Annotated in this window: 24 protein-coding genes; 13 read left to right on the plus strand and 11 right to left on the minus strand. The window is 71.7% G+C overall.

The features are described from left to right. Positions 1-474 carry an SsgA family sporulation/cell division regulator gene (locus ACYBSK_RS18785; protein ID WP_457478289.1) on the minus strand — a complete coding sequence of 158 codons (474 nt, stop codon included), beginning with the start codon at positions 472-474 and terminating at the stop codon, positions 1-3. Positions 475-718: 244 nt separating this feature from the next. Between ACYBSK_RS18785 and ACYBSK_RS18790 the strand changes: the two genes are divergently transcribed. Continuing rightward, on the plus strand, positions 719-1,516 hold the full coding sequence (locus ACYBSK_RS18790) for an alpha/beta hydrolase (protein ID WP_460246930.1): 798 nt from the start codon (positions 719-721) through the stop codon (positions 1,514-1,516). A 24-nt stretch (positions 1,517-1,540) separates the two neighbouring features. On the opposite strand, the gene ACYBSK_RS18795 is transcribed toward ACYBSK_RS18790, so the two are convergent. Continuing rightward, positions 1,541-4,294: a helix-turn-helix transcriptional regulator gene (locus ACYBSK_RS18795; RefSeq protein WP_460246931.1), complete on the minus strand. Its 2,754-nt coding sequence runs from the start codon at positions 4,292-4,294 to the stop codon at positions 1,541-1,543. A gap of 128 nt (positions 4,295-4,422) precedes the next feature. Then, entirely contained in the window at positions 4,423-4,911 is a 489-nt protein-coding gene (locus ACYBSK_RS18800; RefSeq protein WP_457481791.1) for a TetR/AcrR family transcriptional regulator, read from the minus strand. Between the two features lie 329 nt (positions 4,912-5,240). Here ACYBSK_RS18800 and ACYBSK_RS18805 point away from each other — a divergent pair, with 329 nt between their 5' ends. Continuing rightward, a complete protein-coding gene (locus ACYBSK_RS18805) occupies positions 5,241-6,716 on the plus strand; it encodes an MDR family MFS transporter (protein ID WP_460246932.1) in 1,476 nt (491 codons plus the stop codon). 41 nt (positions 6,717-6,757) lie between these two features. Here the strand turns inward: ACYBSK_RS18805 and ACYBSK_RS18810 are convergent, their stop codons facing one another. The 3 genes from ACYBSK_RS18810 to ACYBSK_RS18820 form a co-directional block, all read right to left on the minus strand. Continuing rightward, the gene (locus ACYBSK_RS18810) at positions 6,758-7,630 is read right to left on the minus strand and encodes a helix-turn-helix domain-containing protein (protein ID WP_460246933.1); all 873 of its coding nucleotides are present in this window, start codon (positions 7,628-7,630) and stop codon (positions 6,758-6,760) included. Positions 7,631-7,733: 103 nt separating this feature from the next. Further along, complete coding sequence (locus ACYBSK_RS18815) at positions 7,734-8,585, minus strand: alpha/beta fold hydrolase (RefSeq protein ID WP_457478294.1); 852 nt, start codon at positions 8,583-8,585, stop codon at positions 7,734-7,736. A gap of 38 nt (positions 8,586-8,623) precedes the next feature. Beyond that, entirely contained in the window at positions 8,624-9,697 is a 1,074-nt protein-coding gene (locus ACYBSK_RS18820; RefSeq protein WP_460242533.1) for an alpha/beta fold hydrolase, read from the minus strand. Positions 9,698-9,909: 212 nt separating this feature from the next. Here ACYBSK_RS18820 and ACYBSK_RS18825 point away from each other — a divergent pair, with 212 nt between their 5' ends. From ACYBSK_RS18825 to ACYBSK_RS18835, 3 genes are all read left to right on the plus strand, one after another. Next, a complete protein-coding gene (locus ACYBSK_RS18825; RefSeq protein ID WP_460242534.1) occupies positions 9,910-11,352 on the plus strand; it encodes an aldehyde dehydrogenase in 1,443 nt (480 codons plus the stop codon). 245 nt (positions 11,353-11,597) lie between these two features. Next, a complete protein-coding gene (locus ACYBSK_RS18830) occupies positions 11,598-11,795 on the plus strand; it encodes a hypothetical protein (RefSeq protein WP_457478297.1) in 198 nt (65 codons plus the stop codon). Between the two features lie 91 nt (positions 11,796-11,886). Beyond that, positions 11,887-12,333, plus strand: coding sequence for a VOC family protein (locus tag ACYBSK_RS18835; RefSeq protein WP_460247057.1), 447 nt, complete (start codon positions 11,887-11,889; stop codon positions 12,331-12,333). A gap of 36 nt (positions 12,334-12,369) precedes the next feature. On the opposite strand, the gene ACYBSK_RS18840 is transcribed toward ACYBSK_RS18835, so the two are convergent. After that, positions 12,370-12,912 (minus strand): hypothetical protein, encoded by a 543-nt coding sequence (locus ACYBSK_RS18840; RefSeq protein ID WP_460242536.1) that lies wholly within the window; start codon positions 12,910-12,912, stop codon positions 12,370-12,372. Positions 12,913-13,148: 236 nt separating this feature from the next. On the opposite strand from ACYBSK_RS18840, the gene ACYBSK_RS18845 reads away from it, so the two are divergent. The 4 genes from ACYBSK_RS18845 to ACYBSK_RS18860 all read left to right on the plus strand — a co-directional run bounded on the left by ACYBSK_RS18845 (position 13,149) and on the right by ACYBSK_RS18860 (position 17,002). Then, on the plus strand, positions 13,149-13,874 hold the full coding sequence (locus tag ACYBSK_RS18845) for a molybdopterin-dependent oxidoreductase (RefSeq protein WP_460242537.1): 726 nt from the start codon (positions 13,149-13,151) through the stop codon (positions 13,872-13,874). Next, entirely contained in the window at positions 13,822-14,523 is a 702-nt protein-coding gene (locus ACYBSK_RS18850) for a cytochrome b/b6 domain-containing protein (RefSeq protein ID WP_457478300.1), read from the plus strand. The genes ACYBSK_RS18845 and ACYBSK_RS18850 overlap by 53 nt, the downstream gene beginning before the upstream one ends. Positions 14,524-14,730: 207 nt before the next feature. After that, positions 14,731-16,359: a tannase/feruloyl esterase family alpha/beta hydrolase gene (locus tag ACYBSK_RS18855; RefSeq protein ID WP_460247058.1), complete on the plus strand. Its 1,629-nt coding sequence runs from the start codon at positions 14,731-14,733 to the stop codon at positions 16,357-16,359. Positions 16,360-16,402: 43 nt separating this feature from the next. Next, entirely contained in the window at positions 16,403-17,002 is a 600-nt protein-coding gene (locus ACYBSK_RS18860; protein WP_460242538.1) for a DUF308 domain-containing protein, read from the plus strand. An 87-nt stretch (positions 17,003-17,089) separates the two neighbouring features. Here ACYBSK_RS18860 and ACYBSK_RS18865 read toward each other — a convergent pair whose 3' ends face one another. Both ACYBSK_RS18865 and ACYBSK_RS18870 read right to left on the minus strand, forming a co-directional pair. After that, positions 17,090-18,322, minus strand: a complete 1,233-nt coding sequence (locus tag ACYBSK_RS18865) for a cytochrome P450 family protein (protein WP_460242539.1) — start codon at positions 18,320-18,322, stop codon at positions 17,090-17,092. 117 nt (positions 18,323-18,439) lie between these two features. Beyond that, positions 18,440-21,229, minus strand: a complete 2,790-nt coding sequence (locus ACYBSK_RS18870) for an AAA family ATPase (protein WP_460242540.1) — start codon at positions 21,227-21,229, stop codon at positions 18,440-18,442. A gap of 184 nt (positions 21,230-21,413) precedes the next feature. On the opposite strand from ACYBSK_RS18870, the gene ACYBSK_RS18875 reads away from it, so the two are divergent. Further along, complete coding sequence (locus ACYBSK_RS18875) at positions 21,414-21,593, plus strand: hypothetical protein (protein ID WP_460242541.1); 180 nt, start codon at positions 21,414-21,416, stop codon at positions 21,591-21,593. Between the two features lie 111 nt (positions 21,594-21,704). Continuing rightward, positions 21,705-22,070, plus strand: coding sequence for a response regulator (locus ACYBSK_RS18880; RefSeq protein ID WP_457478305.1), 366 nt, complete (start codon positions 21,705-21,707; stop codon positions 22,068-22,070). Between the two features lie 51 nt (positions 22,071-22,121). Here the strand turns inward: ACYBSK_RS18880 and ACYBSK_RS18885 are convergent, their stop codons facing one another. Then, positions 22,122-22,781 carry a response regulator gene (locus ACYBSK_RS18885; RefSeq protein WP_460242542.1) on the minus strand — a complete coding sequence of 220 codons (660 nt, stop codon included), beginning with the start codon at positions 22,779-22,781 and terminating at the stop codon, positions 22,122-22,124. 195 nt (positions 22,782-22,976) lie between these two features. Here ACYBSK_RS18885 and ACYBSK_RS18890 point away from each other — a divergent pair, with 195 nt between their 5' ends. Together ACYBSK_RS18890 and ACYBSK_RS18895 are read left to right on the plus strand one after the other, a co-directional pair. After that, positions 22,977-23,447: an SsgA family sporulation/cell division regulator gene (locus ACYBSK_RS18890; protein WP_457478307.1), complete on the plus strand. Its 471-nt coding sequence runs from the start codon at positions 22,977-22,979 to the stop codon at positions 23,445-23,447. 62 nt (positions 23,448-23,509) lie between these two features. Continuing rightward, the gene (locus tag ACYBSK_RS18895; protein WP_460242543.1) at positions 23,510-23,851 is read left to right on the plus strand and encodes a WhiB family transcriptional regulator; all 342 of its coding nucleotides are present in this window, start codon (positions 23,510-23,512) and stop codon (positions 23,849-23,851) included. Here ACYBSK_RS18895 and ACYBSK_RS18900 read toward each other — a convergent pair. Continuing rightward, the gene (locus tag ACYBSK_RS18900; RefSeq protein WP_460242544.1) at positions 23,834-25,294 is read right to left on the minus strand and encodes a sensor histidine kinase; all 1,461 of its coding nucleotides are present in this window, start codon (positions 25,292-25,294) and stop codon (positions 23,834-23,836) included. The two genes, ACYBSK_RS18895 and ACYBSK_RS18900, sit on opposite strands and share 18 nt — an antisense overlap. Positions 25,295-25,354: the final 60 nt, after the last annotated feature.

Consider the following 25,354-nt stretch of genomic DNA (forward strand, 5'->3'; position numbering starts at 1 on the left):
TCAATCCGTCGGCGCCGCGGGATCCCGGAGCAGATCGGCCGTCGCCACGTCCCAGTCCACACCCGCGAGTTCCTGCCCGGCGGGCACGAGTCCGTACGTGTGCTCCAGCCACCGCGCCAGCGGCTCCGCGGGCAGGTCGAACAGCGCGGCCACGTCGCCGGAGGCCAGTTGCAGCCGGACGACGGCCCCGCCTGCCGCCGAGTACGCCGGCCGGACCCGGACGTCACCGGGACCGCTCACCGCGTACAGCCCCTCCCGGAGCAGATCGCGGCCGATCCGCCACACCACGCGGGGGCCGCCCTCCACGAGGAACTCCACGCGCACGACCAGCGGGGACGCCGGCTCGAACCGGAACTCCGCCCTGACGGCCTGCCGCGCCGAGACGTCCAGGATCCGCTCGACGTCAAGGACCAGACCGGGGCTGTCGCGCGGCGCCGTCCCTCGAGTCCGTACACCGGGATGGTTGCCGCACATGACGAGGAGACCCTTCTCTGGGGCGGAAGCCGACCCGACCCACTCTCACCGTCGAGGAACCGTCGTACATAGGTAACTTGACCGTCCATCCGCGCCGACTTCGACACGGCACCTCCCGTCCGGCCCCCGGACCGCCGACATTCAGTCATTCGACTGTCGCCCCCGGCCCGCGCCTGCACGATCCTGACACGGTCGCCCGCGCGCCGGAGCCGAATGCTGGTCGTCATGCCCGGAGGAGCCCACCGTGCCAACCGAGAACCGCACCCCCGTCGTCTTCATCCACGGTGAGTGGCTGCACGCGCTCTCCTGGGAGGCGTGGGCCGAGCGCTTCGCCGTCCGGGGGTTCCTCGCCCTCACACCCGGCTGGCCGGGAGAGGCACCGACCGTACGGGAGACACGTCAGGCCCCCGAACGCTTCGGTGACCTCGGCCTGGACGCCCTGACGGACCACTACGCGCGCCTCGTGCGCTCCTTCGACACGCCGCCGGTCATCGTCGGCCACGCGGTCGGCGGGCTCATCGCCCAGCACCTCATCGGCGTCGACGCGGGCCGGGCCGCGGTGGCCATCGCGCCCGCCCCGATCACCGGCGTCCAGGTGTCCGGCGCCCCGCCCGCCCTGTGGCACCCGGACCGGGACGGTACCGACCCCCTGGTGACGCTGTCCCCGGGGCGGTTCCGGGAGGTCTTCGCGAACACCCTCGACGCGGGGGAGGCCCAGCGACTCCTCGAACGCTACGTCGTGCCCGCCCCGCGCCGCCTCCTCGCCGACCTGGACCGGACGGGCGCGGCCCGCAGTCCGTACGCCGGGGCGGACACCGGCAACACCGGCCGGGGCCCGCTGCTGCTGATCTCCGGTCAGGAGGACTTGGTCGTCCCGGACTCCGCGACCCGCGCCGCGTACAAGGCCTACGGCGACTCCACGGCCGTGACGGACCTCAAGCAGTTCGCGGACCGCGCCCACTGCCTCGTCGTGGACCACGGATGGCGCGCCGTCGCCGACCATGTGCTCGGCTGGCTCGACGACCAGGGCATCAGGGCGTAGGCGGGGGAGGGTTGAGCGCGGCGGTCACACGTTCCGGTCGTCCGGGACCTTGGCCAGGGCGTCGCGGAGCGCCGCGCGGGACGTGATGCCGAGCTTGGGGAAGACCCGGTACAGGTGGGAGCTGACGGTGCGCGGCGACAGGTGCATGCGCTGGCCGATCTCCTTGTTGGTGAGCCCGCTCGCCGCCAGGTCCGCGATCCGGCGCTCCTGCCAGGTGAGCGCCCCGAGATGGGCGTCGGGGGCGAGCGCGGAGGCACCGGTGGCGCGGAGTTCCGCGCGGGCGCGCTCGGTCCACGCGGGCGTGCCGAGCCGTTCGAAGGTCTCCGCGGCGAGGGTGAGCGGAGGACGTGCGGCCTTGCGCCCCTGGGTGTGGCGCAGACGGATGCCGTGGGCGAGGCGGATCCGCGCGAGCTCGAAGGGATGGTGGGCGCCGTGCGGGTGGGTCTCGGCGCGGCGGTAGAGGTCCTCGGCTTCGGCGGGGTCCGTGGCGGTCATCGCGAGCGCGCCGTACGTGGTGAGGGCGAGACGGTGGGAGATGTCGGGCAGGCCCGCCCGCTGGGCGGCGAGGGCGTGCGTGCGGGCCTGCTCGGCGCGGCCGGTGTGCAGAGCCGCTTCGACGAGGTCGAGGAGGGTGCGGGCCGCCTGATGGGCGTAGGGGTGGAAGGAACCGGAAGGTGTGATGCCGATGGCGTGCAGGTAGGCGGCCTCGTAGTCACCTTCGGTGAGCGCGGTGGTCGTGCCGATGGCGTCCGTGATCTGGGTGAGGAAACCGATGCCGCGCGGTCGGGCCCACGTGTCGACCATGGCCTGCAACGCGCGGGCGCGGTCGCCGTCGCCCCGCAGCGCGGCCAACTGCCCCAGGTAGGCCTGCGTGTGATGGGTGAACAGCTCGTGCTGGTGCGCCGTCGTCAGCTCCAGACAGCGCTCCCCGGTGCGCTCGGCCTCGGCCCACTCGCCGACCGCCATCTGGTCGAGCATGATCAGATGCAGCATGGTCATGGCGGTGGCCAGCGCCCCCGTCTCCGTCTCGCGGTCCACGATCCGCTGCAAATGCGGCCGGTACGGGCCGAGGGCGTCCACGTGGTACGCGGCGACTCCCAGCCGGGTGACGTCCCACGGCTCCCGGTCGGTGAGGCCGACGAAGGCGCGCTCCACGCGCTCGCGCACCCCGGCACCGCGCCGCACCACATCGCCCCACGCGTCCTGGTAGATGCGGGACTGCGCGGACACCACGTCGCCCATCGAGTCGAGCAGTTCGTGCGTGCGCTCCCAGGCGGCCGCGTCGCTCGCGTACTGGCTGATGGCCAGCAGCAGGTCGACGAGGCGGGTGAGGTTCTCGTCCGGCTCCCGTACCCCCGCGTCGCGCAGACCCTCGATCGCCGCGAGGACCTGCCGGTGCGAGGACCGCACGTCGCCGTCCTCGAAGAGCGCGACGTAGCCCGACGTCAGCACCGAGCTCGGTGATTCGCCGTGGCCGACTCCCGTGCCGGAGCGGATCAGCTGCCGGGCCTGGTCCAACTGCCCCGAGTGCCCGGCGATGTACGCCGCGCTGCCCAGCCGCCTGGACCGCTCCCCGTGGCTCTCGCTCAGCTCCGCGGCCCGGGTCAGCCAGGCCACGGCGGCCAGCGCACCGCCCCGCACCGTCGCGGAGTCGGCGGCCGCCTCCAGCACGGCCGCGACCTCCTCGTCCGGGTCGACCGTCGAGGCCGCCAGGTGGGTGGCGCGGCGTTCCAGGTCGTCGCGGTGCACCTGCGCGAGCAGGGCGTGGGCCGCCCGGCGTTCGTTGGGCGTCGCCTTCTGCACGACGGTCGAGCGCACCAAGGGGTGGCGGAAGACGAAGTCGCCGGTGAGCGGGTCGATGTCCAACAGGCCGCAGTCCGCGGCCTGTTCGGCCCCGGTCATGCGGTAGCGCATGCCGCGCGGGCTGCCGGCGGTGGCGCCCGCGCCGTCCAGAGCGCCGCGCAGCAGTTCCGCACGTACACCGTCGTCGAGGGCCTCGATCCGGTCGCCGTACACGTGCTGCAACCGCACGGGCAGCGGGAGGCCGGTGTAGCCGAGCAGTTCCTCGGGGGTGCGGCCCGCCCGCCGTACGTACGGCGGCAGTTCGAGCAGCGCCAGCGGGTTGCCCTGGGCCTCGTCGAGCACCAGCCGGCGGATGCGCGGGGCCAGCCCCGGGTGCCGCAGGTCGAGCAGTTCCTCGGACGCCTTCTCCGACAGCGTTGTCACCGGCAGCTCCGGCAGCGCGGCGGTGTCGAAGCCCGAGGACAGTTCGGAGCGCAGGACGACGACGAGTTTGACCGAACTGCCGGTCAGCCGACGCCCCACGAACCCGCACACCTCGGTACTGGCGGTGTCCAGCCACTGGCCGTCGTCGAGCACGAGCAGCAGGGGCTTCTGGGACGCCGCGAGGGAGAGGAGATCGAGCACGGCGATGCCGAGCGTCATCACCGACGGCGGAGCCCCCTCGCTCCGGCCGAAGACGACGTCGAAGACCTTGCGGTGCACGTCGTCCAGCCGGTCGATGAAGGACAACAGCGGATACAGGAACTGGTGCAGACCGGCGAACGGCAGCTCCGATTCCGCCTCGACCCCGGCTGCCCGGACGACTTCATACGTGTGGGCAGCAGCGGCCTCCGCCACGTGTTCCAGCAGCGCGCTCTTGCCCACCCCCGTGTCGCCGCGCAGCACGAGGGACCGGCCACCGCTGTCTGCCAGGAACGCCGACAGCACCGCCTGCTCGCTCTCCCTGCCGACCAGTGCCCCCACGATCGACTCCACGTTCCCCCCACATCCTTCCCGTCACCGTACTGACCGGTGTCCAGCCCGCCCCGCTGCAAGCAGCAGAATAGGTCTCCACGGAAATTTCGTCATGTCGAACGGACAGGTGTGCGTCGGGGCTCGGCCCGTCAGGACGTGCCGAGGCCGTGCAGCAGGGTGTCGACGACGATGTCCGCAGCCTGCGCGGCACTCAGCTCGGGCCGTTCCCGGGCCACGAGATGCATCAGCTGCGGGAGCAGGGCTCCGGCCCACCCTTCCGGCAGACCGGGGCGCAGCAGGCCCTCGTCGGTGGCGCGGGTGAGGAAGGTGTCGACCTCGGCGACGCAGGCGTCGCGGCGTCGGCGGACGGCGTCGTCGGCGAGCATGCGCGTGAGGTCGACGGGCCAGGTGCGGTTGACGGTGATGATGTTCTCGACGTAGCGGTGCAGGGCGACGGCGACGGGGGCCTCGCGCAGCCGGGCGTCGGTGATGGCCTGCTCGATGGCGTCCAGGCGTGATGTGTGGATGGCGGCGAGGAGCTCCTCGCGGGAGGCGAAGCGCCGGTAGACGGTGCGCCGGTCCACTCCCGCCTCGGTGGCGATGCTCGCGATGCTGGCGCCGGGATCGGCGGCGAGCATGCGCGCCCCGGTCGTCAGAACGGCTTCAAGGTTACGTGCTGCGTCGGCTCTCACCGCACCGAGTCTAGCGGCGGAATGTGAAGCCTAGCACCCTTAGCGCCTCTCACGGGTAGCTCCATCGACCGTAAGTGCTACATTAAAGTGACAGTTGAGCTATTTAGTGTCAGCTCAACGGGTCTCGTCGCGGGGTGCGGTCGGCAGGCCACCGCCCCGCACCACTCCGCCCACGTGCACCACTTCCTGAAAGGCACGTCCTGATGTCGAAGGCACAGCAGACAGCGGCACCCGTAGCATCCACAGCGTCCGGGGCAGGTGGTGCGGCCGCGGCCATGAGCGCGCTGATCCTCGCGGTCCTCCTGGCCGCCCTGGACCAGACGATCGTCTCCACCGCGCTGCCCCGGATAGCGCAGGACCTGAACGGGTTCGACGACATCGCCTGGGTCAGCGCCGCCTACCTCCTCGCCTCCACGGCGGTCACCCCGCTGTGGGGCAAGCTCGGCGACATGTTCGGCCGCAAGCCGCTCTACCTGACGGCCACCTCGATCTTCCTGGCCGCCTCGGTGGCCTGCGGCCTGGCGCAGAACCTGCCCGAGCTGATCGGCGCCCGCGTCCTCCAGGGCGTGGGCGGCGGCGGCATGATCGTGCTGACCTTCGCCCTCGTCGGCGACATCGTCGCGCCCAGCGAACGCGGCCGCTACCAGGGCATGTTCGGCTCGGTCTACGGAGTCGCCAGCATCGTCGGCCCCCTGCTGGGCGGCGTCTTCACCGACCAGCTGTCCTGGCGGTGGGCCTTCCTGATCAACCTGCCCGTCGGCGTCGTCGCCCTGGCCATCGCCGCCCGTGCGCTGCCCGCCGCCGCCCGCGGTGCCACGGCCCGTATCGACGTCCTCGGCGCGACCGTCCTGGCCGCGCTCGCCACCGGACTGGTCCTGATCACATCCTTCGGGGAGCGCTGGGGCTGGGGCTCGCCGGCCATCGTCGGCCTGATCGTCGCCACGGTCGGCCTCGGCGCCCTGCTGGTCCCGGTCGAGCGGCGCGCCGCCGCCCCGGTCCTGCCGCCGGCCATGCTCGGCTCCCGGACGGTCGTCCTCTCCTCGCTGATCGGCTTCTTCGCCAACGCCGCGATGTTCGCCGTCCTGGTCTACCTGCCGACCTACCTCCAGGTCGTCCACGGAGTGTCGGCCACCCTGTCCGGCGTGTTCATGCTGCCGCTGGTCGCCGGGCTGGTCCTCAGCCAGTCACTGGCCGGTCGCTGGGCCGCACACGTCGAGCGGCTGCGGACGATCCTGCTCGCGGGCCTCGCCGCCAACCTCGCCGGGCTGCTCCTGCTGGGCACCATCGGCGCCGCGACCAACACCCTGGTGCTGAGCGTCTACTTCCTGATCACCGGTGTCGGCATCGGCATGGTCCCCATGGTCGTACTGACCACCGTGCAGAACAGCGTGCCCGCCGCCGATCTGGGCGCCGCGAGCGCCGTCGTCACCTTCGCGCGCTCCATCGGCGCGGCCTTCGGAGTCGCCGTCTTCGGCGCCCTGCTCAACGCCGGTTTCGCCGACCGCACCCGTCAGTTGCCGACCGCCACGGGCTTCGACGCAGCCCGCCCCGACACCATCGGCCACCTGCCGGCCGCTCTGCGCGACACGGCACTGGACGCCTTCGCGCACGCCACGGCCACGGGGTACCTCTGGATCGCCCCCACCCTCGCCGCCGGGCTCGTCCTCGCCCTCTTCCTCAAGCCGGTCCGCAAGACCGACGAGGTGAGCGGTACGGCCGACGACGCCAGGAAAGCGGTACCGGCCGCCTGACGCTCCGGGCCTCGCGGCCTGCGTGGAAACCGACCCGTCCGCTACGTCACCTGCTCCGCCGCACCCGCCCGGTCCGCGGTCCAGGCCGTGAGGATGCGCAGAGCGTCGTGCGAAGGACTGCCGGTCTCGGCGGTCAGCACCATCAGACGCTGACCGGAGGCGTCGGACCCGGACCAGGTGTCGCAGTCCAGGGTGAGGTCGCCGACCAGGGGGTGGCGGTACTGCTTGGTGCCGTACGTCGCGCTGGTGACGCGGTGTTCGGCCCACCAGGTGCTGAAGTCGGCGTCCTGGAGCGTCAGATCGCCGACCAGCCGCGCGAGTTCGGGGTCGTCGGGGTCGGCCCCGGCCTCCATGCGCAGCGCGGCGACCGCGTCGCGGGCGTCGTGTTCCCACTCCCGGTGCAGACCGCGGATCACCGGGTCGGTGAACATCAGCCGCAGGTAGTTGCGGCGCTCCGCCGGGATCGCGGCGAAGTCGGTGTACAGCGCGACGGCGGAACGGTTCCACGCCAGGACGTCCAGGCGCCGGCCGAGGACAAGCGCGGGTGTCTCGGTGAGCTGGGCCAGCAGCCGCCGCATGGCGGGCCGAACCTGCTGGGCGGGGCGGCGTGCGGGGCGCGGCCGGTCGTCCGTGCGCCCGGCCACCTCGTACAGATAGCTCTGCTGGTCCTCGTCGAGGCGCAGGGCGCGGGACAGGGTGTCGAGGACGGCCGCGGAGGCGCGGACGCGGCCCTGTTCGAGCCGGGTGTAGTAATCCACGCTGATCGCGGCGAGCGAGGCGACCTCCTCGCGGCGCAGCCCGGCGACCCGGCGCGCGGAGTCCGTGACGGGCAGGCCGCACGCGCGCGGGTCGAGTTCGGCGCGGCGGGCCTTGAGGAACGCGCCGAGCGTGCGGGTGTCGGAGTGTGCGTTCATGGCGTTCGTTCTCCCGTGGTCCGCACACCCTTGAGGTGTGCCGGGTGATGGGGGCGGTGCCGACCGAGGGCGGCGGGACCTCATGCCCCGCCGCCCTCCGGGGTCAGCGGACGGTGGCGCGCGCGGCCCGCTCGATCACGTCGGCCACCAGACGGGGGTGGGAGACGGCGACCGAGTGGGAAGCGGCGACCTCCGTGGTGTGCGCGTGGGCGCGTTCGGTCATGAACCGCTGGACGGCGACGGGGATGTTCAGGTCGTCCTTGGTGACGACGGCCCAGCTGGGCTTGGTCTTCCAGGCCGCCGTGGTGGCCTTCTCCTCCAGAGCCGCCTGCGCGATCGGCCGCTGGCCCGCGGCCATCAGGGCGGCCTGCTTCGCGGGCACGTCGGCGGCGAACTGGTGCCTGAAAGCTGCTTGTTGGATGTACAGGTCGGTGGCGGTGGAGCCGTCGGCCTGCTGGTACGTGACCGGGTCGAGGGCGTCGGGGAGCGTGGAGCCCGGGTACTTGTTGGTGAGCTCCAGAGCGCTCTCGCCGGGGGCGGGCAGGAAGGCGGCGACGTAGACCAGGGCCTTCACGTCGGGGTCACCGGTGGCGGCCTGGCTGATGACGTTGCCGCCGTAGGAGTGGCCGACGAGGATCTTCGGGCCCTTGACGTGGTCGAGCACGGTCTTCAGGGCGGCCGCGTCGGAGGACGGACCGCGCAGCGGGTTGGCGGCGGCGACGACCGGGTAGCCGTCCGCGCGCAGGTCGGCGATGACACCGTTCCAGCTGGAGGCGTCCGCGAAGGCGCCGTGCTCCAGGACGACGGTCGGCCTGGTGTGCCGGCCGGAGTCGGCGGTGTGGGGTGCGCCGCTGGCGGTGCCGCCGAGGGCGAACGCGCCGAGCGCGAGTCCCGCCGTCGCCGCCGCGATCACGGTGGTGGTCGGCCGCTTGCGGCCACCCTTGATGCTCTTCATGTCAGCTCCCTCGCAGATGGTGGTGTCGGTCTCGTGCATCACAGGTGGTCGGCGTCGACGACGGCCTGGGCGAACACGGTGGGCGCCTCCTGCGGCAGGTTGTGCCCGATGTCCGCGATCGTGCGGTGCAGGTAGGGGCCGGTGAAGTGATCCCGGTAGGCGGACCCGTCGCCCGGCGCGGTGAAGGGGTCGAGGGCGGCGTCCAGGGTCACCGTCGGCACGTGGATCGAGGGCTGGGCCGCGAGCTGCTTCTCGTAGCGGGCGTAGCGCGGTTCGGTCTCGACGAGGCCGATGCGCCAGCGGTAGTTGAAGAGCACGACGGCGGCGTAGTCGGGGTTCTTGAAGGCCTCGGCGGTGCGTTGGTAGACGGCGTCCGAGAAGTTCCAGTTCGGGGAGACCAGCGTCCATACGTAGCGGCACAGCGCGATGCGCTCGTCCTCGTTCTCCATCGCCTTCTTGCCGCGCTCACTGGCGAAGTACCACTGGTACCACCAGTTGTGCTCGACGGCCGGGGCGGCGGGCTCCAGCTGCGCCTTGACGTTGGTGATCAGGTAACCGCTGGTGGACACCAGGGACGTGACCCGCTCGGGCCACAGCGCGGCGATGATGTCCGCCGTGCGCGAGCCCCAGTCGAAGCCCGCGAGCGTCGCCTTCGGGATCTTCAGGGCGTCCATGAACGCGATGATGTCGAGCGCGACGGCCGACTGTTCGGCGGTGCGCGGGGTGCGGCCGGACAGGAAGCGGGTGCTTCCGTGGCCGCGCAGGTAGGGAACGAGCACCCGGTAGCCCTGTTCGGCCAGGAGCGGGGCGACGTCGACGTAGCTGTGGATGTCGTACGGCCAGCCGTGCAGCAGCAGGACGACCGGGCCGTGGGCGGGACCGGTCTCGGCGTAACCGACGTCCAGGACACCCGCCTTGACGTGCTTGAGCGTCTCGAATCCGGTGTGGGTGCCGGGGGTGACGGTCGGCACGACGGGGGCGGCCAGGCCGCCCCCGTCGTGCCCGGCCGCGGCGGACGCGGCGGACGAGGTGCCTTGCAGACCGGTCAGTGCGACCGCGGCCGCGCCGGTGCCCAGTCCGACGGCCTTGCTGAAGGTGCGCCTGTTGATCATGTCAAACCCTTTCGTGCGGTGACGGTGAGCCGGCACGTACTCTTCCCGGTCGCGAAACGGCACACCTCAGTCATCCGACTGAGGGAATACGTATCTCGCGGCGAGTGGATGCCATCAGGCGTGTGCGGCCACTAGTGTGTGCAACTAGTCATCAGAACTGCTACATTGCAGTGACAGTTAGAAATCGATGGGCACGGGAAGAGAGAAAACGCATGATCACCTACGACCGGCTTTTCATCGGCGGCTCCTGGACCGAGCCGAGCGAACCCGAACTGCTCGACATCGCCTCGCCGCACGACCAGTCGCTGATCGGCCGTGCGGCCCAGGCGCGCCCCGCGGACATCGACCGGGCGGTGGCCGCGGCCCGCGCGTCGTTCGACGCGGGCGAGTGGCGGCTGACCCCGCCGGCGGAGCGGATCGCGCTGCTGCGCCGCTTCAACGCGCTGCGCGAGGAGAACGCGGAGCGGGCCGCCGACCTGATCTCCCTGGAGAACGGCTCGGCCGGCTGGTTCACCCGCGCCGGACAGCCCGGCCTGACCCGGCAGGCGAACGCCTACCTGAAGGCGGCCGAGGAGTTCGGCTGGGAGGAGACCCTCGCGCCCTCGGACCCGTCGTCCCCGGTGCGCAGTGTGGTGCGGCGTGAAGCGGTCGGCGTCGTGGCCGCGGTGATCCCGTGGAACTCGCCGTTCTCCTCGGCCACTTCGAAGATCATCCCCGCTCTGCTGGCGGGCAACTCCGTGGTCCTCAAGGTGTCTCCGGAGAACTCGCTGAGCATGGGCTTCCTCGCCGAACTGCTGGAGCGGTCGGGCCTGCCCGAGGGCGTCGTCAGCGTCCTCTCGGCCGACCGCGAGACCAGTGAGTACCTGGTGTCGCACCCGGACGTCGACAAGATCGCCTTCACCGGCTCGACACGGGCCGGCCGCCGCATCGCCTCCCTCGCGGGCGAGCAGCTCAAGCGCGTCAGCCTGGAGCTCGGCGGCAAGTCGGCCGCCGTCATCCTCCCCGACGCCGACATCGAGAAGGCCGTCGCGGGCCTGAAGTTCGCCTCCCTGCTCAACAACGGCGAGTCCTGCATCGCCCAGACCCGCATCCTGGCCCCGCGCGAGACGTACGAAGAGGTCGTCGCGGCCCTGAAGGACCTGGTCGGCTCGCTCAAGGTCGGCGACCCGGCCGACCCCGACACCTTCATCGGCCCGATGATCCGCCCCGACCAGCAGCAGCGGGTGCGCGACTACATCCAGCTCGGCATCGAGGAGGGCGCCCGCCTGGTCGTCGGCGGCCCGCACGTCCCCGAGGGCCTGGAGAAGGGCAACTACGTCACGCCCACCGTCTTCGCCGACGTCGACAACTCCATGCGCATCGCACAGGAGGAGATCTTCGGCCCGGTCCTGGTCGTCATCGCCTACGACGACGAGGACGACGCCGTCCGTATCGCCAACGACTCCGAGTACGGCCTGTCCGGCGGAGTCTGGTCCGCCGACGAGGAGCACGCGCTGGCGGTCGCCCGCCGCATCCGCACCGGCACCGTCACGGTCAACGGCGCCCCCGTCGCCTTCGACGGCCCGTTCGGCGGCTTCAAGGCCAGCGGCATCGGCCGCGAGTACGGCGCGGTGGGCCTCGGTACGTACACCGAGTACAAGACCGTCACCGTCTGACCCCGGCGTGCGTGACGGAACCCGAACGCAGGACAACCGCCGATGGCGGCAGACGGCCCGACCGTCTGCTGCCATCGGCGGTTCTCAGGGCCCCGCTGCGGCCACCACTGAAGCGCGTAACCGTCTTGACAGGTGACGCGAGACGGCGACATGATGGCGACACCGCTTCAAACGGTGATGCGAAAAGCGCCCCTCGATGAGGCGACCGAAGACTTGTTGACCTGGACGGGGAGCGAGCGCAGAACATGGCCTCTCACGCGTACGCACACATACGGATCGCCCGGCGCCGCCGCCCCGCTGCGGAAGACGCCCCGGTCCAGCCGCAGCCGCGGAGCGCGGCGAGGCCCACGGACCACGCCCGGCCGACGGACGTTCAGCTGTGGAACTGGACGCAGGGCGCGGTGCTGTTCGGATACGGCCCGACGGCTGCCGACTTCCTGTGACCGCTCTTCGGCGACTGCCCGAACCGGGGAAGTCGGCATGCACACCCAAGACTTGTCCCCTCACGGGACCATCGAAAGCGAGACCACGACCATGGACATGAAGCTCGAAGTCGTCATCCTGCCCGTCTCCGACGTGGACCGCGCCAAGGAGTTCTACGCGGACCGCCTCGGCTGGCGCCTGGACGCCGACTTCCCCATCAACGACGGCTACCGGATCGTGCAGGTCACCCCGCCCGGATCGGAGTGCTCGATCATCTTCGGCGAGGGCCTCACCCAGCAAGAGGCGGGCACGCTCCACGGGCTGCAGCTGACCGTCACGGACATCCTCAAGGCCCAGGAGGAACTGGCCTCCCGCGGAGTTGCGGTCTCCGGCCCGTTCCGCGACGCGACCGGCGCCTTCCACCACGCCGGTGACGCCCACCGGATCCCCGGACCGCACCCCGAGCGGGCCAGCTACGGCACCTTCGCGGCCTTCGCGGACCCCGACGGCAACGAGTGGTTCCTCCAGGAGGTCTCCGAGCGGGCCCCCGGCCGCTGAGACCCGCCCCCGGCGGAGCCGGCGGGATCGTCCGCCCTACTTCACGAGGGTGTACATGACGGAACGCTGCTGCTTGTGCCGCTGGATACGCCCCTTGGCGACCAGTGACTCCAAGGTGTTCCGCACCACCTGAGGTGTGGGGTTGCGATCCGGGTACTTCTTCAGGAGCTCGTCCCGCAGCTCCTTCGCCAGGCGCGGCTCGTCGTACTTGCCGAGGAGCTTCATCAGCAGGTCCCCCAGCAGGGCCTGACGCGGCTTCCCCTGCGCGCGGGTCTTCGTGGGAGCGGGCGCCGACGCGGACTTCGCCGGTGCCGAACGCCGCGAAGTGGCCCCGGCCGCGCCCCGCTTCGGTTTCGCGGCGGCGGGCTCGTCCTGCGACTGCTCGGGAAGGCGGGACGCGTCGGCGAAGCCCTCGTACCGCTCGGCGAGGCTGATGATGTCGCTCAGGAGGGACTCCTCCTGCTTCAGCATCGAGATCCTCTCCTTCAGCTCCTGCTGCAGGCGGCGGTTCTCCGCCAGGTCCGATGCGGCTTGCTCGACGTACCGCGATCGGAGCGCGTCGGCCGACTGGCTGGTCACAACCGTTCACTCCCTCGATATGGATGACGCTGCGCATGCTACCCACGTCAGGGGCCCCACGCAGACAAGTGTCGACGCCGGACGCCTCGCCAGGCATGTGTGCTCCTCACGATAAGCGCTCATGTGCCGGTGCACGCGGCGAAGACCGACACTTCCTCGACCAACATGTGCGTCCACGACGCAGCGGCAGCACGCGTCACGTGTGACCGCCGAAACGCCTTCAAGGAGCACTCTTCATGACAGGAAAGCCGAAACGGGAGGGCGCCGAGGGCACTCCCGTCGGGCGGCGCGCGATGCTGGGCGTACTGGCCGCCGGGGCCGCGGGTCTCGCCGCCGCACCCCATCTTCAGCGCGGCTGGGAGGGATTCCTCGGTGCGGCCTCCCAACTGGACCCCACCGGAGCGACCGGACTGCTGCCCAACCCCGGCGGATTCCGCTACTACAGCATCGTCGGCTCGGTACCGCACAAGGATGAGACCAACTACCGGCTGCGGGTCACCGGACTCGTCGACCGGCCGGCGAGTTACACCCTGGACCAGCTGCGCGCGCTGCCGCAGACCAGAGTCGTCCACGACGTCGTGTGCACCGACGGCTGGCGCGTGGAGAAGACACCGTTCGGTGGGGTGAGACTCGCGGACCTCCTCGACGACGCCGGGGTGCGCTCCGGCGGCGCGGCGATCCGCTTCACCTGCTTCGACGGCGCCTACAGCGAGAGCCTCACCCTGGAACAGGCCCGCCGCTCCGACGTCCTGATCGCGCTGACCATGCAGGACAAGCCCCTCACCCACGAGCACGGCGGCCCCGTCCGCCTCTACGTGGCCCCCATGTACTTCTACAAATCGGCCAAGTGGCTGTCCGGGATCTCGGTCACCGACACGGTCGTCCCCGGCTACTGGGAGGAACGCGGATATGCGGTCGACGGCTGGCTCGACGGCGCCGACCGGCACAGCGACGCGGCCTGAACCGCACGACAGGATCCGCCGGTTCAGCACCGCCGAACGCTGGATCCACCGCACGACCGGCTCCCTGATGCTGGTGTGCCTGCTCACCGCGGCCTGCCTGTACGTCGCACCGCTGGCCCAACTCGTCGGCCGACGCCACCTGATGGTCACCCTCCACGAATGGTCCGGCATCAGCCTGCCGCTGCCGTTCCTGGTGGGTCTCCTCTCCCGTGCATTCCGCGCCGACCTGCGCAGGCTCAACCGCTTCGCGGCGTACGACCGGCAGTGGCTGCGCGCCGCCCGCAGGCGCCTCACCTCGCCCGCGGCCCGCCCGGCCGGCAAGTTCAACGCGGGGCAGAAGCTGTACGCGGGGTGGATCGCCGGCGCCGTCCTGGTGATGATGTTCACGGGCCTGCTGATGTGGTTCATGGGGCTGTTGCCCTTCATCTCACGCACCAGCGCCATCTTCGTCCACGACCTCATGGCCTGGGCGATCACCCTCGCCGTCCTCGCACACATGCGCAAGGCCCGCCAGGACCCGGAGGCCCTCCTCGGCATGCGTACCGGATACGTCAGCCGGGCCTGGGCGCGGCGTCACCACGCGAACTGGCTACGAGAGGCGCCCGCTGAGACCGCGACGCGCGACGGTGAGCACAGCACCGTCGAATGACGTAGGCCTCAACTCCTGTGCACGCACCGTCGATTGACTGTCGCCCCACCGAGCGTTCGCGGGACAGAGTTGACCCAGGGCCGCGACACGGGCCCCACCGACGGATCGGTTCCCAGCGCGCCCTGCGTGCGACACGTACATGTGCCGTCATGGACGGGCACACACACCTGCTTACACACACACTCCTCACACTTGGACGGGACAGCAATGAAGAAGGCTCTGACGGTACTCGCGGCAGGCGTGCCGCTCGTCGCGGCGGCCGTGTACCTGCCGCCCGCCTCGGCGGACGAGACCCGGAACACCGCCACCGCCACCTCGACCCCCGCCACCTGCGCGGCGCCGACCGTGCGGGCCCCGGCCGGCACCGCAGTCGAGTCCGTGACCGCGGACCGCCGGGCCGGAGGCACCATCCACGGCACCGGAATCCTCGGCGGCGAGATCTCCGGAGTCCCGGCCTTCTGCGAGGTGACGGTCACGCTCACCCACCCGGGAGAGGACGACCACGCCACGGTACGGACCTGGCTGCCCCTGGAGAACTGGAACGGCCGCTTCCAGGCCATCGGCGGCAGCGCCTTCAGCGCCGGTGACAACGGTGTCGGCCTCGGCGCCGCGGTCAAGAACGGCTACGCGGTGACCACGACGGACGCCGGAGTCGGCGATGTCCTCGACACCAGCTGGGTCCTCGACGCCCAGGGCAAGGTCAACCGTACGGCGCTGAAGAACTTCGCCTCCCGCTCCCAGCACGAGGCCGCGAACGTCGGCAAGGCGGTCGTGGGCGGCGTCTACGGACAGCGCGCCGCCTACTCCTACTTCACCGGCTGCTCCACCGGCGGACGCCAGGGCTACATGGAGGCGCAGGCGTACCCCGACGACTACGACGGCATCCTCGCGGACGCGCCCGCCATCAACTGGGACGAGTACGAGGTCGCCACCCTGTGGCCCCAGGTCGTCATGAACAACGAGAAGACCTTCCCGAGCGACTGTGAGCTGAACGCCTTCACCGCCGCCGCCGTCAAGGCCTGCGACAAGCTCGACGGTGCCCGGGACGGCCTGGTCAACGACCCGTCCCGCTGCGACTTCGACCCGCGCCGGCTGATCGGCACCAAGGTCGACTGCAAGGGCGAGGAACTGACCATCACGGCCGCCGACGCGGCCGTGGTCCGCAAGATCTGGGACGGCCCCCGCACCCCCTCCGGCAAGAAGCTGTGGTCCGGTGTCCCGGTCGGCGCCGACCTCAACGGCCTCGCGCACTCCGTGACCGACGCCGACGGCACCGTCAAGGGCGACCCCTTCCAGGTGCCCGCCCTCTGGGTTCAGCTCTTTTTGAAGAAGAACCCGGACTTCGACCTCACGACCATCACCTACAGCGAGTTCACCCGCCTGTTCCAGCAGTCCCAGGCCGAGTACGACCACGTCATCGGCACCGACGACCCGGACCTGTCGGAGTTCCGCAAGTCCGGCGGCAAGCTGCTGACCTGGCACGGCGCCGCCGACCAGTACATCCCCACGCAGGGCACCGTGGAGTACCGCAAGCAGGTCGAGCGGCAGCTGGGCGGCTCGAAGCGGGTCGACGACTTCTACCGTCTCTTCCTCGCCCCGGGCACCGACCACTGCGGCCTCAACGGCTCCGACGGCTCGACCGACGGCCTCGCGGCCCTGTCCTCCTGGGTCGAGCACGGCAAGGCGCCGAAGACGCTGCCCGCCACCCTGATCAACGCCGACGGCGAGAAGGTCACCCGCGACCTGTGCGCCTACCCCAAGGTGTCCCGCTACCAGGGCCACGACGAAACGTCCAGCGCCGCCGGCTTCCGCTGCGTCGCCCCCTCCCGGCACTGACCGGGCCGCCCACCCCTTCCGACCCGAGAGAGGCCGACCCACCATGAGCACCCAGACCGCGACCCCGACACCGACCGGCCGGGCCGCCACGGACGAACGTGCCTCCCTGCTGAGGCTGTACCTGACCCGAGGCATCCTCGCCATGGCGTGGGCCCTGGTGTTCGCCCAAGCCCACGAGAACGTCGACGCGGTGACGGTCGCGCTGCTGGTCGCGTACCCGCTGATCGACGCGGTGTCCTCACTGCTCGACCACCGCGCCACCCTCAACGACGCCGAGCGCCGGGTCATCGCGTTCAACGGAGCGCTCAGCACGCTGGCCGCCGTCGCCCTCGGTGTCGCCGGTGTCGGCGGCGCGGCACCGGTGCTCCACGTGTTCGGCGTCTGGGCCCTCGTCTCCGGCGCCGCCCAGGTGCTCGTCGGAGTGCGGCGGCGCGGTCCCGAACTGGGCGGGCAGTGGCCGACACTGATCTCCGGCGGACTGTCCTTCCTCGTCGGCATCACCTACAACATCCAGGCCGCCGGCGACCACCCCTCGCTCGACGTGCTCTCGGTGTACGCCACCGGCGGCGGGGTCTGGTTCATCCTTCAGGCACTGCTCCTTGGCTGGAAGTCCCGCCAACTCCGCACCCGTACCGCCGACTGACGGCCGTACCCATCAGCCGTCCGGAACGCCGCGGCCCGCGCCTCGAAAAGGCGCGGGCCGCGGCGTACGCGCACGTCGTGCGGAGGGTCAGCCGACGCGGTAGCGCACCGGCAGGGACAGCACCCCGCGGATGATGCCGGAGCCGATCCACTCCAACGAACCGACGGGTACGGCGAGTTCGAGTTCGGGGATCCGCGCGAGCAGGGTCCGCAGCGCGACGGTGGTCTCCAGACGGGCCAGCGGCGCGCCCAGGCAGTAGTGGATGCCGTGCCCGAAGGCCAGATGGCGGGCGCCCGGCCTGGCCACGTCGAGCGCGTCCGGGACGCCGCCGTCGGCCTGCGGCGCGTCACGGCCGGCCGCACCGAGCGCGACGACGACCATGCCGCCCCGCGGGATCGACACCCCGCCCAACTCGATGTCCTCGGCGGCGTAACGGTTGGTGGAACGCTCGACCGAGGTGTCGTGGCGCAGGAACTCCTCCACCGCGCCGGGCATCAGCTCGGGCCGCTCGCGCAGCAGCCGCAGCTGCTCGGGGTGGCGCAGCAGCGACAGCACGGCGTTGCCCAGCAGATTCACGCTGCTCTCGTGGCCGGCGACGACCAGCATCATCGCCGTGCCCACCAGTTCCTCCTCGCTGAGCCGGCCGTCCTCCTCGTCGCGCACGGCGACCAGCGCGGACAGCAGGTCGTCCTGCGGAGCGCGCCGCTTGTCCGCGATCAGGCCCGCCAGGAGGCCGTGCAGCCCGGCCAGCGCCGCGCGGTGGTCCGGCGACGCCACCTGGAGCGCCAGCGCCGACCAGCGGCGGAAGTCCAGATGGTGCTCCCGCGGAATGCCGAGGAGTTCCGCGATGACCGTGGCGGGCAGCGGCGCGTTGAACGCCTCGACGAGGTCGACCTCGCCCGCGCGCGGCAGCGCGTCGAGGAGACCGTGGGCGATCTCCTCGATGCGCGGCGCCAGTCCGGCCGTGCGGCGCGGTGTGAAGGCGGCTGACGCGAGGCAGCGCAGCCGGGTGTGCTCGGGAGGGTCCGCCTCCATCATCTGTGCGCCGAGCCCGACGGAGGGCTTGTGCAGGACGTAGCCGGCCGCGGCCAGCGCGTCGGCCGCGGGCGTCGCGTCCTTGAGCAGCGCGGGATGGGCCAGCGCCTCCCGCGCCAGGTCGTAGCCGACCACCACCCAGCCCTTGAGACCGAGGTGGAACTCGGCCGGGTGGATGGGGCCGAGCCTGCGCAGCCGGGCGTACCGGGCGGGGGCGTCGGCCTTGAAAGCGGGATCGATGACCACCCGGCCGTCCTGGTAGGGGCATTCCTGATGGAGGCTCATGACAGGTGTCTTCCCTTCGTGGGGTTCGGCCGACGCCGTGACAACGCGCCGGACCCGACGCGGGTTCGGCGCGCGGCCCGCGTACGGATCCGGTGGCCGCAGCGGCCTGCCGTACCGTCAGTGCCGCTCGCGCGGACCCAGTGCGTCCCGCAGCGCCACCCGGGAGGCGATCCCGAGCTTCGGGTAGATCTGGTAGAGGTGCGCGCCGACGGTGCGGTGCGAGATGAACAGACGCTCGGCGATCTGCTTGTTGGTGAGCCCGGACGCGGCGAGCTCCGCGATCTCGCGCTCCTGCGCGGTCAGGGCCGCACCGGCCGGACCGCCCGGGAGCGGCACACTCCGCCCCGCGGCCCGCAACTCCTTGCGCGCACGCTCCGCCCAGGCCGTGGACTCCAGCCGCTCGAACGTGCTCAGCGCTGCCGCCAGCGGCCCCTTCGCCTCGGTCAACGCCCGCGACCGGCGCAGCCGTTCCCCGTACGCCAGCCGGACGCGCGCCAGCTCGAAGGGCCACCGCTCCGCGTCCGGTACGGCGAGCGCCTTTTCGAACAGGCGGGCCGCGTCGGTGTCGTCGTCCGCGACGAGGGCCTCGGCGCCGCCGGCCAGCAGCGCGAGCCGTGACGAGAGCCCGGCGACGTTCGTCTCCCGCAGCGCCCGTACATGCGCCACCGCCTGCGCGCGCCGTCCGGTGCGCACCGCGGACTCGACGAGCTCGTAGAACACCCACGAGGCGTGCGCGACGTACGGGGGGAAGCTGCCCGCCGGGCCGATGGAGGTGACGCGGCCGAACGCCGCGTCGAAGTCGCCGTCGGCGATGTCCGCGAGGGCGTGGACGTGCAGCGCGCAGTGCACGGCCTCGCGGATGCCGCGCGGCGAGGCCCAGTTGACCATCGCGTCGGCGAGCGCGTGCGCGGTCGCGGTGTCGCCCCGGGAGGCGGTCACGAGACCCTTGGTGTACTGCGAGAACCAGGTGCAGACGGCGTACCCGGACTCCTCGCAGAGTGTCAGCCCCTCCTGGGAGAGCTCCAGGACCTCGTTCCACTCGCCCCGGTGGTAGTCGTCCAGGCACAGGTGCAGCAGTGCGCCGATGTGCCGGCGCACCGGACCGCCCTCGCGGCCGTGGCGCACGAGCCGCCAGGCCGCCTCCCGCACCGCCGACAGGCGGTCCGGGTAGAGCGCGGCGGTCCCCACCCGCACGATCCGGGCCGGGTCGGTCTCCCGCAGCGCGCCGTCGATGATCTCGTCCAGCTCGCGCAGCGTCGCCGCGTCGGCGTGGGCCGGGTCGCCCCACACCCGCGCGGCGACGAGCAGCAGCGGCGGGGGAGCGGGCCGCAGCCGGGCGACGGCCGACCAGTACGGCGCCCACAACTCCTCGCGGGCCCCGTAGTTGCACAGCAGTGCCAGGAAGTGCAGCGCGTCGATGAGGGCCGGGTCCTCGGCGTCGTAGCCGTGATCGCCCTCCTCGATGGCGCCGACCAGCAGGCGGTGGGCGGTGTCGAGGTCTCCGTCGCTGTTCAGCACGAGCTGCACCGCCGCGTGGGCGGACGTCAGGGACGCGCCGTGCCCGGGATCCGCCCGCCGCGCGTCCTCGAGGAGCGCCGACGCGCTGCTCAGCGCCCCGATCGCCTCGGCCCCCACGTACGCGGCCTCCGACAGCCGTCGTGCGCGGTCGCCGCCCCGTGGGCTGAGGTCGGCCGCCCGGGTGAGTGCGGCGATCGCGGCCACGGCGTCGCCGCGGTCCAGGATGCGCCGCGCCGTGCGCTCCAGCAGGAGGGCGACCTCCTCGTCGGGCTGGAGCGTCGCCTCGCCCAGGTGCCAGGCGCGCTGCTCCGGCTTGTCGGTGAGTACCCGCGCCAGCGCCCGGTGTGCCGCGCGGCGGGCACTGCTGGTGGCCGCGGCGACCGCGGCGGACATGATCAGCGGATGCCGGAACACCAGCCGCCGCGGTGACTCCTCCACCCGTACGAGCCCGTCCCGCTCGGCGGCGTCGAGGCCCCGCAGGTCCGCGGGCGCGCCCGTCTCCCGCGCCGCCGCCGCCAGCACCCCCAGGTCACCCGTGCCGTCGAGGGTGGCGAGCAGCAGCAGATCGCGGGTCGCGGCGGGCAGCGTACGCACGCGGGAGGTGAACAGGGACTGAAGCCGTTCGCCCAACGGCAGGACGGCGGGCAGCACTTCACGGGCGCGGCGCTGGTCGGCGCGCAGCGCGTCGGGCAGTTCGAGCAGCGCCAGCGGATTGCCCTGCGCGGCAGCCAGGAGCCGCCGCCGCACCGGGGGCGCCAGGTCGGGGAAGCGCAGGTCGACGAGGCGTGCGGCGGACGCCTCGTCCAGGGCGGGCAGTTCGTACGCGGGCAGGCCACCGCCGTCGAAGAAGCTGTCCACGCCGGTACGGGAGGCCGCAAGGAACCGGATCCGCCCGCCGGACAACCGCCGGGCGAGGAAGCCGAGGACGGCGGCGCTCGCCCGGTCTACCCAGGGCAGGTCGTCCACGATCAGCAGCACGGGCCTTTCCTCGGCCACCGACCGCAACAGCGTCAGCGTGGCGTTGCAGACCACCAGACGCTCCGGAGCAGGGCCCGCGCCGAACCCCAGCGCGACCGTCATGGCCTCCCGTACGGGGGTGTCCAGCCGGTCGAGGTCACCGTGCAGCGGCAGCAGGATCTGGTTCAACGCCGCGTAGCCGACGTCCGCCTCGAACTCGGCACCGGCCGCGCGCAGCACCCGGACCCCGCCTCCCTCGGCGGCCGCGGCGACGGCGTCGAGGACCGCGGACTTGCCGACACCGGGGTCCCCGGTCAGCAGGAGCGCGTCGCCCCCGCGCGGTCCGGACACCCCGAACACGCGGTCCAGGTCCCGCTCGCGCCCGACCAACCGGTCCCCGGTGCGGCTCTGTTGGGAATCGGCCGGAACCACGACCCACCACCTTCGCTCGAGCCCGGTCCGCGGGCGATCCCCTCCGCCGCGGGCACCGGCGCCCGGCCGGCGCGGGGAGGACGGGAACCAACATACATCACCGTCTTGATAGGTGACGCGTTTTGGGTGCACACTGCAAACAGGAGCGCGGCCCACATGTACGCGCCGTCGACAGGAGCACACCATGCACAGCAACCAGCCCTCCCTCCCGCCCGGCCGCCCCAGCAAGGAACAGCGGGCCATGGCGGAACTCCTCAGCCGGATCAACTGCAACGACCGGCGGGAGCCGAACCGGGAGGCGGAGGAATACGCGCAAAGCGTCCGCCGGTTGACGGCCGTCACGTTCCTCAGTGCCGTGCTGTAGGGCCGCCGTCCCGCGCGGCCCGGGAGCGGACTCCGAGGCTGCGTGAGTCATACACAAACCGTAGGGCTCCCCCTATGGTCCCCTCGCCGGAGCGTTGTGCATGCTGAGAGCATGTGCATCAACATCGTCGTCGTCGACGACGACCCCGGGTTCCGCCGCATGGCCACGACGCTGCTCACGGCACGGGGCCTGCGTGTCGTGGCGGAGTCCCGGGACGGCGCGTCGGCCCTGGCCGCGGTGCGCACGCACCGCCCCGACGGGCTGCTGCTCGATCTCCATCTGCCGGACACGGACGGACTGACCGTGGCCCGCCAGGTCACGGAGGAGGACAACCCGCCGCGCATCGTGCTGACGTCCACCGACAAGTCGTTCTGGTCGCACGAGGAACTGGAGAGAGCCGGCATCGAGTCCTTCGTCGCCAAGGACAAACTGTTCGACGCGGACCTGCGCGGCCTGTTCGGCCCCGCCACGCCGTGAGGACGGCCCGCAGACCCCGGCCCGCAGGGGACCGGCCGGGCCGCTGACGCCCTACTGCCCGAGGTAGCGCAGCACCGCCAGCACGCGCCGGTGCTGCCCCGTGGCCGTCTGACTGAGCCCCAACTTCAGGAAGATGCCCGTCACATGCCGCTCCACGGCTGCGACGCTCACGAACAGCTTCTCGGAGATGCCCTTGTTGGAGTGGCCCTCGGCCATCAGCGCCAGGACCTCCCGCTCCTTCGGCGTCAGCGCCGCCAGCGGATCCTCCGGACGCTTGCGGCCGAGCAGCGCCGCGATGACATCCGGGTCCAGCGCGGAGTCACGGGCCACGACCCGCTCGACGGCGTCGATGAGGATCTGCGGGCTGGCCACCTTCTCCTTCAACAGATAGCCGACACCGCTCGGATCGTCCCCGACCAGGTCCAGCGCGTACGACGCGTCGAGGTACTGGGACAGGACGATGACAGCGGTCCGCGGGTGCGACGCCCGGATCTTCTGCCCGGCGCGCAGCCCGTCGTCCGCCAGGTCCGGCGGCATCCGGATGTCGGTGATCACCACATCGGGCCGGTGCGCCTCCGCCGCGGCGACCAGGTCCACCGCGTCGTCGACCGCCGCGACCACGTCGATGCCGGCCCTGCGCAGGATGGTGGCGATTCCTTCGCGCACGATCGGCTGATCCTCGCCGAGCACCGCCCGCAGTGGTTGACTCATGGCGGCATCCTACGGGAGGCCGGGGCGCACACATATGCCGAGAAGCGACGCCCGCGACAGTGGGGCAGACCCCACAACCGCCCGGGGGAACCCCCAGGGCGAGCGAGGGGGCACACGACAGACCCGGAAGCGCCCAACTCGCAGACTGGGCACATGAATCCGGGCCCGGACCGGACGCGACGAGGACGTGCCGCGGTGCACCACCACGTTCTGATGTCGACCCACCGGCCGAACCTCCAGGAGGTCACCATGAAGAAGTGCCACCTCTCCCTGCGGATCACCCACTGGGTGTTCGCGGACCTCGCGCTGCCGCGCCCCTGCGAGGTGTCGTACGACAGCGCCGACCCGCTGGCCGTCACCCTGGTCTTCGCGACCGGCGGTGGGAAGTCGGTGCGCTGGTCCTTCTCCCGTGACCTGCTGGCCGAGGGGCTGGCCGACGGCACGGTGGAGGGCGTGGGGGAGGGGGACGTACGGCTCTGGCCGGTCCACGACCACGAGGGCGCTCTCACCTCGTTCTGCGTCCAGCTGGGAAGCGCCCACACCGCGCTCATCGAGTTCGACGCCGAGCCGGTCGCCAACTGGCTTGCCCAGACCTACGCGTTGGTGCCACGCGGGAGCGAACTCGACGACGTGGACTGGGACGAGCTGCTCCAGCCGGTCGAATGAGCAGGAGTGCGCGAGCGAAAGAGGGAAACGGGAAGCGGGAAGAGAGAACAGGAAGGACCCCCATGGGAAACGAACCGCGCCCCCTGCTCAGCGACTGGGAGTGGCAGCAGCGCGCCGCCTGCCGCGGCATGAACAGTGCCACCTTCTTCTCCCCGTCGGGGGAACGCGGCCGGGCCCGCCGCGAACGCGAGGAAAGCGCCCGCCGCATCTGCGGGCACTGCGAAGTCGCCGACACCTGCGCGGCCACGGCCCTGGCCCACGGGGAGACCTACGGCGTCTGGGGCGGGCTGACGGGCGACGAACGCCGGGACGGAATACGGGCAGGGGCCGGGCGAAAGACGGCGAAGCGGTCCGGAGCGCCGGTGGGCGCGGGAACGAAGAAGCCCTCAGAAGCGGCCCGTTGACACGCCTCGTGATTGACCGGGCAGGGTCCGGGGATCGGACGTCTCCACCGGTTCGGCCGGGATCTGGATCAGGAGGGTGGTGCCCTCGCCGGGCGGCGACTCGATCGCCAGCTTTCCGTCGAAGGCCGCGACCCGGTCCGCGAGCCCGGTCATCCCACTCCCCGCGGTGGCCTTGTCCATGCCGCCGACACCGTCGTCGACGACCGTGATCCGCAGCATGTCCCCGAAGACGAGCGAGACATCGATCCGGGACGCGCGGGCGTGCTTGACCGCGTTCGTCACGGCCTCGGCCACGACGAAGTACGCGTTCGACTCGACGGTCGGCGAGATCCGCCGCTCGTCCACGCTCTCGACGACCACGGGCACGGGGCAACGGGCCGCCAGGTCCTTCACGGCCGCCACCAGCCCCTTCACGGTCAGCACGAGCGGGTAGATCCCCGACGCCAGCTCCCGCAGCTCGTTGATCGCCGTCTGCGCGTTGTCCGCGGACTGGTCCAGCAGATCGATCGCGGCGCTCTCCGTGTCGGGGACCAGCTCCCGCGCCAGCCGCAGCCCGATCATCAGGCTCACCAGCCGCTGCTGCGCCCCGTCGTGCAGGTCGCGCGCCGTACGCCGGTGCACGGCCTCGGTGCTCTCCATGATGCGCCGACGGGTGTCCTGCAGCGAGGCCGCCATGGTGTTGAACGAGGTGCCCAGCGCCCCGATCTCCGGCACCCTGCTCGGCGCCACCCGTACGCTCAGGTCACCGCCCGCGAGCTGCTGCGCCGCGGCCGCCGCCCCGCGCACCGGCCGTACGACGGCGCGGTGCTGGAGCACCGTGAACACGAACACGAGGGCGGTCGACGCCGCGAGCCCCGTCGCCGCGGCCAGGACCGCCTGGTGACTGTTGGCCCCGGCGGCGTCCGTACGCTCCGCCAACTGGGCGCGCTCGTCCCCCATGTACGCGCGGAACTCGGCCCGCAACGCGTCGACACGCTTCTTGCCGTCGCGGGCCATCTCCGGTCCGGACGCGGCGGGATCGTCCAGCCGGACCATCGTGACCAGCGGAACCGAGTAGTCGTTCAGGAACGCCCTGACATCCTTGGCGATCCGTTCGGCGGCCTGGCGCTGCGCCGCCGAGGTGGCGCTCCGGGTGAACCGCCGCGACGTGGCGGCGAGCTCGTCGCTCGCCTCCTGCCACGGCTCCAGGAACTCCTCCCGCTCCGTGATGACGAAGCCGCGCTGCCCGGTCTCCAGATCGAGGAGCAGCTGCTGCATGCTGCCCGCTTCGACCAGGGCCGTCCGCGAAGCCCGCCTGGCGGAAACGGAGTTGTTCGCGTCCGATATCGCCCACAGCAGGACGGCGAACGCCACACCTATGAGCAGCGCCAGCAGGCCGCTCGCCGCGATCGTGAGACTCGTCAGCCCCGGCCGTCGGCCGCTGTACTCCTGTGGTGCGCGCATACTCCGCCTGCCGATGAAAAGGATCGAGACAGGTAAGAGTGTGCAATGTGTCGGTCGCGA

It is taken from the genome of Streptomyces sp. BYX5S (genome assembly GCF_054724165.1).